The organism is Corynebacterium sp. 1103A, from assembly GCF_055700955.1.
Genome location: NZ_JASTTF010000012.1, coordinates 65,499 through 79,137 on the forward strand (window position 1 = coordinate 65,499; position 13,639 = coordinate 79,137).

Here is a 13,639-nt window from a genome sequence, read left to right on the forward strand (position 1 = left end):
GTTGCTGCCCAAAAACGCTAAACTTAGGTTTCATGAATGAATCTAGTCCCGCTGAAAAGCCCCAAGTATCCCCGTCCAGCGCGGAGGAGGCTTTCGCTGTCGCTGCGAAGATTCAACCGGCTCTGAACAAGCTGATGGTGATTTTCCAGCGCACGACCGAGGGATCGAGCCTGACCACGTCGCAGGTCTCCATCATGAACCAGCTCAAGGAGCGGGGCCCGTCCCGTGTTAGCCAGATCGCGCAGGCGGAGCTCATCCGCATGCCCACCGCCTCGAACGCGCTATACCAGCTGGAGCGGCGCGGGCTGGTCAAGCGCATGCGCGACGAAAATGACCGGCGCGGTGTCCTGGTCGCGCTGACCCCGGAAGGCGACCAGGAACTCGAGGAAGTCTCGAGCCACCGCGCGCACGCCTTGGCGGAGATCCTGCGTTGGCTGGACAAGGACGGCCTGCAGACGGCCGAGGAAGTCGGAGACCTGATTAACCAGCTGGCGGAGATCTACCGGCCCAACTGGGATTAGGTAATAGGGGAGTGACATTTATAAAATGGCCAGACAGCAATCCCCCCCCTATGATGAATTAGGTTCATGCCCACAGACAACCTCCCTGACGATCACGCCGAAGTAGCAGAATTGCCGCAGACCATGCGCATTTTGGTCTCGTGGACGCCCAGCTACTCCGGCACCGAGGCGATCGATTTTGCCGCCTGGTTGGCGCGGACCATGCCTGTTAAGGTGCGGGTCTTGTCTACTCTTTTGCAGCCTTGGGCGGCCACGCCTTTGTTCAAGCTGGGCAAGAAATACAAGAAATACTTCCGCAAGGAAGCCGAGGCCTGCCGCGCCGAGGTGGAAAAGGCCCTAGCGGCCGCAGGCCTGGATGAATCCTGCTGGGACGACGAGGTCTCGTGGCTGTCTAACGGCTCGTCCAAGCCACAGCTCATCACAGAGGCGGCGAACGATTTCGCGGCGGACATGATTCTGCTCGGCCCCAACCAGGCTGCGCCGAAGGGCCGCTTCATGGCCGGCTCCACCGCAGATACCCTGCTGCACTATTCGCCCGTGCCGGTCGGGCTCGCACCGAAGCAGGTCAAGCTCTCCAAGCACGGGGTGACCCGAGTGAATTTCGCCTTCACCGAAGAAGACGGGCAGAAGGACGATCCGGCGTTGGGGCGCGCGGCGGAGATGGCCGACAAGTGGGGTGTGCCGCTGCGTATCCTGGCCTTTTCCCCGTCCGGTATCATCCACGCCCCCTTCGACAATCACCGCGATGTCGCCGACGAGTTGACCAACCAGTGGCGCGAACAATCGCTGGCGCTGCTGGACGTTGCCCGCGACTGGGTCATCGAGCGCTACCCGGAGCTGGACGTGCGCACCGATATCGGCATCGGCAGCGGCTGGCGCGGTGCGGTTGATGCCCTGAAGTGGAAAAAGGGCGATTTCATGGTGATGGGGTCTAACCCGATGGGACCGATCGCCCGGGTATTTATCGGCTCCACCGCCACGGAACTCCTGCCGCACATGCGCGTGCCGGTCTTGGTCTATCCGGCTGGTCACTAAGCGGCTAGCGGCTGGGCTAAACTAGGGCCCACTATGTCATATCATTCGCGGTCCCATAATTCCCGCGGCTTCGAGCACCCGGAAAACGATCTGTCGACGGACGCCGATTTCAGCAACGTGCCCCGGCCGGAGCCGCTCAACTTCGACGAGCTCGCGGACGAGCCGGACCCGGCCGTCATCGCGCAGAAGAACGAGCAGTCCAGCCGCCAGGCCCTGTGGTACGTCGGCGCGGTGCTTGTGGCCTCGTTCGCGGTGGCCTTCGTCCTTGGCATCATCATGCGGCTTATGGGCGGACCCCTGTGTGAGGCCGGGGAGGCCACCTGGTTGTGCAGCCCCGGCCAGCAGATTTTCTGGGGCTTCGCCGTGCTCGTGGTGCCGGTCTTCGGCATGCTGGGCGGCGGGGCCATCCTGGTACGCAAGTACCGCGGCTATATCCGCTGGCGGCCGTGGATGGGGGTCATGTGGGTGCTCATCCCCAACTGCATGATCTGGATCTTTACCGGCCTCCAGTACGTCATCGTGGCGACCATATAGGCGGCGGGCCGAGAATGCCCCACTAGGGATACCGGGAGAAGACTGAGAAAAGAGCAGGCAGAGGACCGGAGGGGCCAGTGCCTGAGCCAGTGTCTGCGGTGGCGGTTAAACTGAGTTGACCGCGAGGACAGAGACTACCGAGATTACTGCGCACACTATTTTGTGAAGGGGAGCGAGACGACCATGGCGGCTGAGACGAACGCGAGTTTCGACAGCTTTGACGACGGGTATATCCCGCCGGAACCGCCGGACGAGGGCGGCTACCGCAGCTATTCCCGTCCGGCCAAGCGCGGCGCCCGGGAGGAATTCAACCAGCTGGCGGAGTACCGGCACCCGCCGGCCAACAAGGACGCCGAACAGGGCGTTTTAGGCTCCATGCTGTTAAACCCCAGCACGCTGATCGAGGTCATCGAGGAGCTGGACCCGGAGGATTTCTACTACCCGGCGCACAGCATCATCTACCACGCCATGCTGGACCTGTACTCGGAGAACAAGCGGATCGACCCGGTCATCCTGGCCTCCCGGCTGGACCGCTCGCACGATCTGGAGCGCGTCGGCGGCGCGCCGTACCTGCACACGCTGCTGTCCAGCGTGCCGACCGCCGCTAACGCACGCTACTACGCCGAGATCGTGGCGGAAAAGGCGGTGCTACGCCGCCTGGTGGACGCCGGCACCCGCGTGGTGGAGCTCGGCTTCGAGGGCACCGAGGACCAGGAGCTGGAGGGGCTGCTGGACAGCGCCCAGCAGCAGGTCTTCGCGGTCGCGCAGAAGAAGACCGCAGAGGACTACCACGTCCTGGGCGATCTGATTACGCCCACCATTGATGAGCTCACGGAGCTGCAAAACGGCGGCCAGGAAACCGGCGTGCCGACCGGTTTCTACGACCTGGACAAGCTCACCCACGGCCTGCGCGCCGGGCAGATGATCATCATCGCGGCCCGCCCGGGCGTCGGTAAGTCGACGCTGGCCATGGACTTCATGCGCTCAGCCTCCCTGGCCCACGGCCGCACGTCCGTCATCTTCTCTCTGGAGATGTCCGCGTCCGAAATCGTCATGCGCTTGCTCTCCGCCGAGTCCGAGGTCAAGCTGTCGGACATGCGCGGTGGCAACGTCAGCGGCGATGACTGGACCAAGATCAATGACACCCTGAACCGCATCCAGGACGCGCCGCTGTTTATCGATGACTCGCCGAACCTGACGATGATGGAAATCCGCACTAAGGCCCGCCGCCTCAAGCAGCAGCACGGCCTGGATCTTATCGTGCTGGACTACCTGCAGCTGATGTCCTCGGGCAAGAAGGTCGAGTCCCGCCAGCAAGAGGTTAGTGAGTTCTCCCGCTCCCTGAAGCTTCTGGCCAAGGAGCTGGAAGTGCCCGTCATCGCCATCTCCCAGCTGAACCGTGGCCCGGAGGCCCGTACCGACAAGCGCCCGCAGCTGGCCGACCTGCGTGAGTCCGGCTCCCTTGAGCAGGACGCGGATATGGTCATGCTGCTCTACCGCCCGGACTCCCAGGACCGCGACAACGAGCGCGCCGGCGAGGCCGACATCATCCTGGCCAAGCACCGTGGCGGCCCCATCGGCGACGTCGGCGTCGCCCACCAGCTGCACTACTCCCGGTTTGTCAACATGGGGCACGGGTAGGCGCCTGCCAGGTCGACGACCTTGTCCGCGTCGCCCAGGCGCGGGCCCAGTGCCACGAGCGCGACGAAAACTGCGGTCAGGGCGAAGGAGAGCCCCCGCCAGACGGGGTAGGCCCTACGGCCGCAGGCGCGCGCGATCAGCGCGCCTACTAGCGCCCCCAAGGTGTTAAACAACAAATCATCGATGTCGGTGCGCCCCAGCGCGCCCAGGTACTGGACCACCTCGACGGCCAGGCTCACCGCGAAGCCGCAGGCGGTGACCTTGCGCACGCTGGGTACCAGGATGAAGGCCAGCACCCCGAAGGGGACGAAGAAGGCCGTGTTGCCGGCGTACTCAAAAAGCGGGGCAAACCAGGTGAAGCCGGCGAATTCGTCGAAGGGGACCAAGTGTAGTTCCCGTACCCGCTGGCGCGCCGGGTCCCAGAGATAGCCGATCTGGTAGAAGGGCTTCAGGGTGGTGATGGCCACCATCACAGTGAGGTAGCACAGCAGAGACAGCCAGGTACGCATGAAAGCCATTAAAGCACATAGCGCCGGCTAGTCTGGGCGGCGTGGACGGTGGCGGCGGCTAGTTGGCTAGTTCCTTGTTCGCCTGTTCCGGCAAGGCCCAGGCTGCCGCGGCGGCTATGGCGAAGGAAACAGCGAAAAGGACAAAGAGCCAGGGGGCGCCGGCCGCGGCCACGATGGGTGGCACGATAAGCGGGGCGGCGATGGAGGCCAGCCGGCCGAATCCGGCGGCCGCCCCCGTGCCGCGACCGCGTAGGCGGGTGGGGTAGAGCTCCGGGCCGATGGCGTAGAGAGCACCCCAGGCGCCCAGGTTGAAAAACGACAGCAGGCAGCCGGCGAGGATGATGAGCACCTCCGTGCTGGCCCAGCCGTAGAGCCCGGCGGCAAGCGCGGAGCCCACCAGGAAGACGGTGAGGGTGGCCCGCCGCCCCCAGACCTCAATGACCCAGGCGGCCGCGGCGTAACCGGGCAGCTGCGCCAAGGTGATAATCAGCGTGAAGCTGAAGGACTTCACCAGGCCGAAACCGTCGGCCACGAGAAGGGAGGGGATCCAGATGAACGCGCCGTAGTAGGACAGGTTGACGCAGAACCACACGGTCCAGAAGGCCGCGGTGCGCCGGCGAAGGCGCGGCGAGAACAGGGACTCCTTCTCATCTGCCGGGGCCGTTTCCACCGCGGCGGGCGGCGCGGATTCTAGGGTGACGCCGGATTTTTCGGCGGAGTCTTCGAAGGAGCGGACGATCTCTTCGGCCTCCGAGTGGCGGCCGCGGTCCTCCAGGAAACGCACGGATTCCGGGAGTCCCAGGCGCACGTAGGCGGCGTAGGCGGCGGGGACCATGCCGATGAAAAGGGCCCAGCGCCAGCCGGAGTCGGAGGCGCCGACGACGAAGGTGCCGATTACGGCGGCGGCGATCCAACCCAGCGCCCAGAAAGCTTCGAGGATTACCACCAGCCGGCCGCGGATGCGCCGCGGCGAAAACTCCGAGACGAGCGTGGAGGCCACGGGCAGCTCGGCGCCCAGCCCCAAGCCGATGATGAAGCGCAAGACGATGAGCATCGCCAGCCCCGTTGCCATGGCGGAGGCGCCCGTGGCCAGACCGTAGACGAGCAGGGTGGCGGCGAAGACCTGGCGGCGGCCCAGCTTGTCTGCGAGAAGCCCGCCGACGGAGGCACCGATGGCCATGCCGATAAAGCCGGCCGAGGCCAGCCAGGAGGTCTGCGTGCTGCTCAGGTCCCAGTGCAGGGCCAGTGCGGCCATGATGAAGGAAATCAGCCCGACGTCCATCGCGTCGAGCGCCCAGCCGAGCCCGGAACCAACGATGAACCGCCGGTGTTTGGGGGTCACCGGCAGGCGGTCTAGGCGTTGGTTGCGGGTGGGGGAAGCAGGAGTGATAGGGGTCATGGAAACCTAACTGTAGGCCGTGACACCGCGCTGAGCCAAGGTTTTATGCGTCTGCCCAGCGTCGTTTTCTTCTCCTAGCCCCGTATAGTGCTCTTAAAACCGCGCAGCCGCAGGGAATTGCTGACCACGAAGACGGAGCTTAGCGCCATCGCCAGCCCGGCGAAGAGCGGGTTGAGAAGGCCGAAGGCGGCCACGGGGATGAGCACGACGTTGTAGGCGAACGCCCAGAACAGGTTCCCCTGGATGGTGCACAGCGTGCGGCGCGACAGACGGATCGCATCCACCGCGGCGCGCAGGTCGCTGTTCATCAGGGTGATGTCGGAAGCCTCGATGGCCACGTCCGTGCCTGCGCCCATGGCCAGGCCCAGGTCGGCCTGCGCCAGGGCGGCGGCGTCGTTGATCCCGTCGCCGACCATCGCCACGTTGTGCCCGCCTTCCTGCAGCCGGCGGATAACCGCCACTTTGTCTTCCGGCATGACACCCGCGGTCACGTCCGCGCTATCGATGCCGACCTGCGCGGCCACGGCCCGGGCCGCGCCTTCGTTGTCACCGGTAAGCAGGTGCGGGCGCAGATCCAGCTGACGCAGCTGCGCGATGGCCTCCGCGGAGGTGTCCTTGACGGTGTCGCGCACGTCGATGACCCCGATCGCCTCCTCGTCGCGAGTCACGACCACGGCGGTGCCGCCGGCTTCCTCCGCCCGGGCGAAGGCGGTGGCCAGCCGGCGGGCATCGGAAAGCTGCGCGACCGGGCGACCGACGCGGATGGTGTGGCCGTCGACCTGGGCCTGCGCGCCCTGCCCGGCCACGGTGGCGCAGTCGGTAGCAGTCGGGACCGCCGAATCGTCCTCGGCGGCGGCGCAGATCGCGCGGGCGATGGGGTGCTCAGAGCCGGCCTCCACGGCGGCGGCCAAGCCGAGGACCTCCGCCTGGCTGGCGGAGCCGTCGGCGTTGAAGACCTGGGCCACCCGCATGGCGCCCTCGGTGACGGTGCCGGTCTTGTCCAGCACGATGGTGTCGACCTGCTTGGTCGACTCCAGGATCTCCGGGCCCTTAATGAGCAGGCCCAGCTGGGCGCCACGCCCGGTGCCCACCAGCATGGCGGTGGGGGTGGCCAGGCCCATGGCGCAGGGGCAGGCGATGATGAGCACGGAGACCGCGGCGACGAAGGCCGCCGCCACGCCGCCGAAGAAGAGGTGGACCACGAGGGTCAGCACGGAGATAGCCAGCACCACGGGGACGAAAACCTGCGCGATGCGGTCGACCAGCCGCTGCACCGGCGCCTTGGAGGCTTGGGCGGCGGTGACCAGCTCGGCCATCTGCTGCAGGGTCGTGTCCTTGCCGACGCGCGTGGCCTTGACCTCCAAGCGCCCGGAGGAGTTGATGGTCGCCCCGGTGACTGCCGAGCCCTCAGTGACCTCGACGGGCAGGGGCTCGCCCGTGAGCATGGATTCGTCGATCGCGGAATTGCCCGCGATGACCACGCCGTCGGTGGCGATCTTCTCGCCGGGCCGGACGACGAAGATATCGCCCTCGGCCAGCTCCTCGATCGGCACGCGCACCTCCTTGCCGTCGCACAGGACCGTGGCGTCTTTTGCCCCGAGGGTCAGCAGCTCGTTGAGGGCCGCGGAGGATTGGCCCTTGGCGCGGGTCTCGAACCAGCGGCCCAGTAGCAGGAAGGTGATGACCATGCCCACCGACTCGAAGTAAATGTGGTCCATCTCGGCTTGGTTGGAGCTAAACGTCATGTGCATGGTCATGCCGGGCATGCCGGCGTTGCCGAAGAACATGACGTACAGCGACCAGAAATAGGCCGCGGAGGTGCCCAAGGAGATGAGCGTGTCCATGGTGAACGCGCCGTGCTTGAGGTTCGCCCAGGCGGCGGTGTGGAAGGGGGCGCCGCCGACCACGTAGACCACCGTGGCCAGGATGGCGGCGGCCCATTGCCAGTGCAGAAACTGCCAGGCCGGCACCATGGAGACGACCATGACGGGCGCGGACAGCACCGCTGCCCAGATAGTCCGGCGGGCCAGCTGCCGGGCCTCGTCGTCGCGGGCCGCGGACAGCGCGTCCGTGGGGGAATCACCCGCCGCGCCACCGGAGCTGTTGTTCCCGGCGTCGGAGAGATCGAAGGCGTCGTAGCCGGCGGCCCGGACGACGTCGATGAGCGACTGCGGCGTGGACAGCTCCGGGTCGAAATCGATAGTGGCGGTCTCCGTGGCGAAATTGACCTGGGCGTCGACGCCCCCGACCTTGTTGAGCTTGCGCTGCACCCGCGAGGAGCAGGAGGTACAGGTCATCCCCGTGACGCCTAGGTCTAGGTGGGCGGTATCAGCGGAGCGGGCAAGATCGGGGGCGGTCATTTACTTCACCTGGTATCCGGCCTCGGTCACGGCGGCGGCGACCTGCTCGTCGCTGAAGTCGTCACCCGTGACGGTGAGCGTGCCGGTGGTGTGATCGGCGTTGGCCTCGGTCACGCCGGCAATCTCGCTGACCTCTTCCTGGACGGAGAGCTCGCAGTGCCCGCAGGTCATGCCTTCGACGGTGTAGTTCTTGGTAGCCATGGTGGCTCCTTTCCTCGGGTACTTTCTCTCCCTCATGCTATACCCCCATGGGGTATCTGGCAAGAGTGGGTTTTCCCAGGATCGGCTCGGCAGAGATCACACCGGAAGAAACGGAATAAAGGCGCGTCCGGTACCGTTGTGGCCAACGTACCCGTATCGCGAAATTGAGGAGAACGTTATAGATGGCGACCATCGATGTGACCGAAGATAGCTTTGAGAAGACCGTTACCGAAGAGGGCATCGTCCTCGTAGACGCCTGGGCCGATTGGTGCGGCCCGTGCAAGCGCTTTGCCCCGATTTACGAGGAGGCTTCGGAAAAGCACACCGATCTCACCTTCGCCAAGCTGGACACCGAGGCCAACCAGGGCCTGGCTGCCGCCCTGCAGATCCAGTCTATCCCGACCCTGATGATCTTCCGTGATTCCATCATGGTCTTCCGCGAGGCAGGCGCCCTGCCGCCGGCCGCCTTGGAGGACCTGATTGAGCAGGTCAAGGGCCTGGACATGGACGAAGTCCGCAAGCAGGTTGCGGAGCAGAACGCCCAGGCAGACGCCGAGAACAACTAGGGCTTTCGCAGCTTTCGCCCCACGCTTTCCCGCGAGTAACGCTAAACTTGCGAGAAAGCGATTTTTTATGCTCGATGTACCCGAGGAGTTGACTTAAAAGCTATGGCTAATCCGTTCAGCAAGGGCTGGAAGTACCTGATGAGTTCCTTCGATCAGAAGATCGATGAGAACGCTGATCCTAAGGTCCAGATCCAGCAGGCCGTCGAGGGTGCCAAGAAGCAGCACCAGGAGATCTCCGACCAGGCCGCGGAGATCATCGGCAATCGCAACAAGCTGGAAATGCAGCTGAACCGCCTAGTCACGACCCGGGAAGAATACCAGAACCAGACCAAGCGCGCGCTGGAGCTGGCGGACAAGGCTACCGCGGAAGGCGATAGCCAGAAGGCGCAGGAGTACAACGACGCCGCTGAGGTCCTGGCCTCCCAGCTGGTCTCCGCCGAAAACGAGCTGGAGAACCTGAAGACCCAGCACGCGGCTGCAGAGCAGGCCGCGGGGCAGGCGCAGCGCCAGCAGAAGGAGTCCGCCGCCCGCCTGAAGGAGCAGCTGGCTCAGGTGGACCAGCTAATGGCCCAGGCCGACCAGGCAGAGATGCAGGAAAAGAACTCCGAGGCGCTAAACTCCATGAATGAGCTGGCCCCGGATGGGGACACCCCGACCCTGGATTCGGTGCGGGCCAAGATTGAAAAGCGCTACACCGACGCCCTTGGCGCGCAGGAGCTCTACCAGGACTCCGCCGGTGCCCACATGCAGGAAATCGCCGCGAGCGGCACGGATATGAAGGCGGCCGCCCGCTTGGACGAGATCCGCGCGTCGATGAACAGCGACAAGCAGGTGGAGTCCGGCGCGGATACCGCCGCCGAGCTGGAATCCGGTGAAAAGGGCGACGCCGAGTCCGCAGAGTCCACTGACTCCGCGAAGGGCTAAGCCCTAGCGGCCGCTAGTTATCGCGGCGGATGTTGATGAGGACGCCGCGAATCCCCGAGTGGAAGCCATCGCGCAGATTGACGCGCTGGCTTTCACTCAACGTGTATTCGTGCAGCGTTTCGCACGCGAACTGCAGCAGCGGGCGATCGATTTCTGGGGGAAGCCCGCCGCCCGAAAGCAGGTGGGCCTGGTCGCGCTGCTCCGTGTTGGCGGCATTGTCGAACCACCACGACGCGTACTGCTGGCCCACGTCGAACGGGGTCTGGAAGCCGGCGGAGGTCCATACCTCCTCCGGGAGCGGCACGTAGCGGGAGCGCAGTTTCCGCCGCGGCGCCATCATGGACGGCTTCGGGGCCGGCTTCTTGTTCTCGGCCTTCTGGTTGGCCGGCAGCTGGTCCCCGGGCTTCGGGGCGCCTGGCTTGGGGGCGGCGGCCGGTGCCTGGGACTGCTCCGGTTTGGCTTCCGGCTGCGGTGTCGCCGCGTCGCCGCCGAGCTCCTTTTCGACCCGGGAATCTTCCTCCGGTGGCAGCGGTGCGTCGGCCTGCTCCGGGGTGGCGTCTGCGTCCTCGGCATAAGGATCAGCGGTGTCCTCGGTCGAGCTGGTATCCCGGACGGCGGGCGGTAGCGGGCCCTCGAGAACCTGCAGCTCCATTGCGTCGGCGAAGTCTTCGCGCGGGTCCAGTATGGTGGTCGAGTCGCAGGCGTGGCGCAGGGCGGAGGACATAGAGTCCCACCCGAATCCGTAGAGGTGGACGCGCACGCCGTTTTCCGTTGCCTCCTGGACACCGGGGATCATGTCCGCGTCGCCGGAGACCAACACGAAATCCGTGAACTGGCGCCCGTAACCGGCGATGACCATGTCGGCTACCAAGCGGGTGTCGACGGCCTTTTGTGTACGACGTTCGCCCCACTCGATGAGCTGGCCCGTCCGCAGCTGCACGCCGTCGCAGGTGCGCAGCGCGCGCTGGTAGCGGTGGGGGCCGGTGTCCGGGATGCCGTCGTACCAGTTTTGGCGGTGGACGGGGTTGCCAATCTGGTTTTCAATCATGGACCCGAGGGTGGATACCACCTCGGGGAGGTCGATTTCTAGCTGCGCGCGAGCTCCAATTTCCCAGGAGTTGTAAAAGCTAGCCAACAAATACGAGGTGTCGACGAATACAACTGTGCGTTCAAGCATGGCTCCTAAAATCCGTTTCTCTTTGTTCTAACTAAATTTCGGTACCTCCCAGTCTGCCTCATTCACGTGCTAACGTCGATCTCCTTTTTCAAAACTGCAGGTGGAGGCGTGGAATCTGGAAGTTAGCGCCAGAATTTTGCCCCAGGGGTTGTGGAAAACGGGCGCTTTGATATAGGTTAGTCATGTGAGTAACTAACCGACTAACTAACCAACCTTCAACAACGAAAATACGACAGATCCTGAGGTGGACATGGATAACGCGACCCAACCTTTGTTCCGGCAGATCGCCACATTGGTCGAGGATTCCATCGTGGACGGCACGCTGGCGGAAGGCGCGCAAGCGCCCTCGACCAACGAGCTGGCCGCTTTCCACAACATCAACCCGGCCACCGCCCGCAAGGGCCTGACCGTGCTGGTTGATCTCGGGATCCTAGAAAAGCACCGCGGGATCGGCATGTTCGTGGCGGACGGAGCAACCGAACTCATTCGCAAGCGACGCCGCGGGGACTTCGCCGCGGAGTATGTTGCCCCGCTCATTGATGAGGCGGTGCGGCTCGGCTACGACCGCGAGGGTCTTCTCGACCTCATCGTGCGCGTGGCCGAAAGCCGCGGCCTCTACCACTAGACCCGCAGAACCCAAAGGAGTACCACGATGATTACGACCTCCGAGTTCAGCTTCGAACCCGGCCTAACCCATGGCTTGGTGGGCCGCAACGGCATTGGCAAGACCACGTTGCTGCGCCGGATCGCAGGCCACCTCCCCTCCGCGGGCGTGCGGGTGGACGGGCAAACGCCCTTCGACAACCCGGCCGTGCTGGACAAGACCATCCTCATGGGGATAGACACCCCGCTCATCGACGGGTGGAATACGCGCAAGCTCATGACCATCGGTAAAGCTCGCTGGCACACCTGGGATGCGCACCGTGCCGAAGAGCTGAGTGCGCGCTTTGACCTGCCGAGCACGAATTACGCGAACCTGTCGCGCGGCCAGAAGTCGGCCCTCGGCATCGTCTTCGCGGTGGCCTCGGGCTGCGAGAACATGCTTCTCGACGAGCCCTACCTGGGCCTCGATGCGCGCAACCAGGAGGTCTTCTACGAGATCCTGCAGGAAGAGCATGGCCGCACCATCATCGTCTCCACCCACCACCTCGACGACTTGGCTGCCTACTTGGATACCGTCTCCCTGATGGGCGAGAACCCGGTTACGGGCCGGGTCGAGGGGATCTTGGAAGGCGTACTCGAGCTCACCGGCAATCCGGAACAGCTCGACCGGGCCCTGTCGCGCTTGGACGTGCCCGTCCTAGAGCGCCACGAAGGAAAGCTCGGTTCCAAGGCGCTTGTCGATGCCCGCCCGAACCTCACCGACGCCGTCTTCGAACAGGCCCGGGAGCTCGGGCTGCGCGCGAGCGAAGTCACACTCGCCCGCGCCGTGGCGGCCCTGGCCCAGGTGGGAGGCGAGCACAATGCCTAACCGTTTCCGGCTTCTTTGGGCCATCAGTACGAAGTGGAAACTCGTCGCTTACGGAGTCTTCTTCTCGGTGTGGGGAGCAGCCCTGCTTCCGGACGCGAAGACGTGGGAAGCAGCGCTCGTTAGTGCCGTTATCGCGGTGTCGGCGTGGCTTACGGCCCCCGAATTCGCGCCGTTCCAGTTGTTGGGCCTGCCTGCCCGCGAGTGGAAGAAGCTGCGCAAGGTCCACGCCGGGTTATTTCTGCTGCCGGCTGCCATCTCAGCGTTGGTCGCCCAGTGGTGGATTGCCCTGCCGACCGTCGCGGTTGTGGCGTTGATCTGGTTCAGGCCGGGCGAACCGGAACGCAAGTCCCTGTCGGAACGTCTACCGAAGACAGACGGACGGACCGACAATGGGATTTTCCCGCCGACGCCGGCGGCACAGATTGTTTACCGACCCCTGGTTCGCAGCTGGCTAGGCGCATGGGCAGCAGTGGTCCTAGTTGCAATCGTTCTCGGCATCGTCGACTACTTTTGGAACTGGTTAAACCAGGGATATATCGCCGTGACAACGTTGCTTGCGGGTTTTCTCATCCCACTCGTGATGGATACCGTCCGTCAGACCTGGCGAGACAACCTCGTCTTCGGTGGAACCCGCCGGGCGTGGGCAAATGCCGCGTGGCTGACCGGCTGGTTGAGCGTCGTCTGCGCGTTGTTGTTGGGAGCCCTGGGCTTTCTCTTCGGATACGGCGATATCTGGCAGGTGGTCTTTGTGGCTTTCTGGATTGCGCCCATTGCTGTCACACTAGAGCTCATCTCCAAAAAGAACTGGTGGTCGTTCGCCGCGGTCCTTGTCATGCTCGCCATAAGCATTAGCGCCTGGGTGAAGTTCCCCGGATGGGGAATGGCGCTGCTCGGCTTCCCGCTTCTGGCCTACCTAATCGCTTGGGGCCTGTTTCGGGTCTCTGCCGGCAGTGCGAGCCTAGGCGGCGGAATGGTGCGCAAACTGGGCCTCGAAAAAATCAGTTAAAAAGCTTGCCTACCAGGCGATTTGTGGAATGTAATGCCGGTGTGTAAATTCATGTGGGTCAGCGCGACCGACAGCGCCCCTCCTTGAGACGGAGTCCAAGGCAGAGAGGCGGTAGGAAAACAGGCCCTGACAAGATCCTTTCAAAGCTCTTAAATGAGCACGTACTTTCTGTGTGTGTTCGTTTGGGTGGCAGTGATGTTTGAGAACTCAATAGTGTACCAATGTACTTTTTGCATTTGTGTGGATGGTTGTGTTGGTGTGTGCCGGATGGCGCTTTCAGTTGGGGTGTCATTGA

At 64.2% G+C, this 13,639-nt stretch carries 14 protein-coding genes; 9 read left to right on the forward strand and 5 right to left on the reverse strand.

All coding sequences use genetic code 11. The annotated features are described in order from the left end of the window. The first annotated feature begins 32 nt into the window (after positions 1-32). From QQS52_RS09115 to dnaB, 4 genes are all read left to right on the forward strand, one after another. Positions 33-521: a MarR family winged helix-turn-helix transcriptional regulator gene (locus QQS52_RS09115; RefSeq protein ID WP_472773564.1), complete on the forward strand. Its 489-nt coding sequence runs from the start codon at positions 33-35 to the stop codon at positions 519-521. A gap of 66 nt (positions 522-587) precedes the next feature. Beyond that, a complete protein-coding gene (locus QQS52_RS09120) occupies positions 588-1,556 on the forward strand; it encodes a universal stress protein (RefSeq protein ID WP_296206599.1) in 969 nt (322 codons plus the stop codon). A 33-nt stretch (positions 1,557-1,589) separates the two neighbouring features. After that, entirely contained in the window at positions 1,590-2,090 is a 501-nt protein-coding gene (locus QQS52_RS09125; RefSeq protein WP_472773565.1) for a hypothetical protein, read from the forward strand. Positions 2,091-2,273: 183 nt separating this feature from the next. Next, a complete protein-coding gene (gene dnaB, locus QQS52_RS09130) occupies positions 2,274-3,731 on the forward strand; it encodes a replicative DNA helicase (RefSeq protein ID WP_472773566.1) in 1,458 nt (485 codons plus the stop codon). Here the strand turns inward: dnaB and QQS52_RS09135 are convergent. The 4 genes from QQS52_RS09135 to QQS52_RS09150 form a co-directional block, all read right to left on the reverse strand. Continuing rightward, a complete protein-coding gene (locus QQS52_RS09135) occupies positions 3,698-4,240 on the reverse strand; it encodes a VanZ family protein (protein WP_472773567.1) in 543 nt (180 codons plus the stop codon). The two genes, dnaB and QQS52_RS09135, sit on opposite strands and share 34 nt — an antisense overlap. A 58-nt stretch (positions 4,241-4,298) precedes the next feature. Next, a complete protein-coding gene (locus QQS52_RS09140) occupies positions 4,299-5,639 on the reverse strand; it encodes an MFS transporter (protein WP_472773568.1) in 1,341 nt (446 codons plus the stop codon). A 74-nt stretch (positions 5,640-5,713) separates the two neighbouring features. Next, on the reverse strand, positions 5,714-7,999 hold the full coding sequence (locus QQS52_RS09145; RefSeq protein ID WP_472773569.1) for a heavy metal translocating P-type ATPase: 2,286 nt from the start codon (positions 7,997-7,999) through the stop codon (positions 5,714-5,716). Then, a complete protein-coding gene (locus QQS52_RS09150) occupies positions 8,000-8,200 on the reverse strand; it encodes a heavy-metal-associated domain-containing protein (protein ID WP_472773570.1) in 201 nt (66 codons plus the stop codon). A gap of 182 nt (positions 8,201-8,382) precedes the next feature. On the opposite strand from QQS52_RS09150, the gene trxA reads away from it, so the two are divergent. Together trxA and QQS52_RS09160 are read left to right on the forward strand one after the other, a co-directional pair. Continuing rightward, positions 8,383-8,766, forward strand: coding sequence for a thioredoxin (gene trxA / locus QQS52_RS09155; RefSeq protein WP_070768799.1), 384 nt, complete (start codon positions 8,383-8,385; stop codon positions 8,764-8,766). A gap of 102 nt (positions 8,767-8,868) precedes the next feature. Beyond that, the gene (locus QQS52_RS09160) at positions 8,869-9,690 is read left to right on the forward strand and encodes a PspA/IM30 family protein (RefSeq protein ID WP_472773571.1); all 822 of its coding nucleotides are present in this window, start codon (positions 8,869-8,871) and stop codon (positions 9,688-9,690) included. Positions 9,691-9,703: 13 nt separating this feature from the next. Here the strand turns inward: QQS52_RS09160 and QQS52_RS09165 are convergent, their stop codons facing one another. Next, positions 9,704-10,867 (reverse strand): NYN domain-containing protein, encoded by a 1,164-nt coding sequence (locus QQS52_RS09165; RefSeq protein WP_472773572.1) that lies wholly within the window; start codon positions 10,865-10,867, stop codon positions 9,704-9,706. Positions 10,868-11,117: 250 nt separating this feature from the next. On the opposite strand from QQS52_RS09165, the gene QQS52_RS09170 reads away from it, so the two are divergent. The 3 genes from QQS52_RS09170 to QQS52_RS09180 are packed head-to-tail and all read left to right on the forward strand — an operon-like array spanning position 11,118 to position 13,344. Further along, the gene (locus QQS52_RS09170) at positions 11,118-11,492 is read left to right on the forward strand and encodes a GntR family transcriptional regulator (RefSeq protein WP_070768812.1); all 375 of its coding nucleotides are present in this window, start codon (positions 11,118-11,120) and stop codon (positions 11,490-11,492) included. A gap of 27 nt (positions 11,493-11,519) precedes the next feature. Continuing rightward, positions 11,520-12,338 (forward strand): ATP-binding cassette domain-containing protein, encoded by an 819-nt coding sequence (locus QQS52_RS09175; RefSeq protein ID WP_472773573.1) that lies wholly within the window; start codon positions 11,520-11,522, stop codon positions 12,336-12,338. Further along, complete coding sequence (locus QQS52_RS09180; protein ID WP_472773574.1) at positions 12,331-13,344, forward strand: hypothetical protein; 1,014 nt, start codon at positions 12,331-12,333, stop codon at positions 13,342-13,344. Before QQS52_RS09175 ends, QQS52_RS09180 begins: the two co-directional genes overlap by 8 nt. Positions 13,345-13,639: the final 295 nt, after the last annotated feature.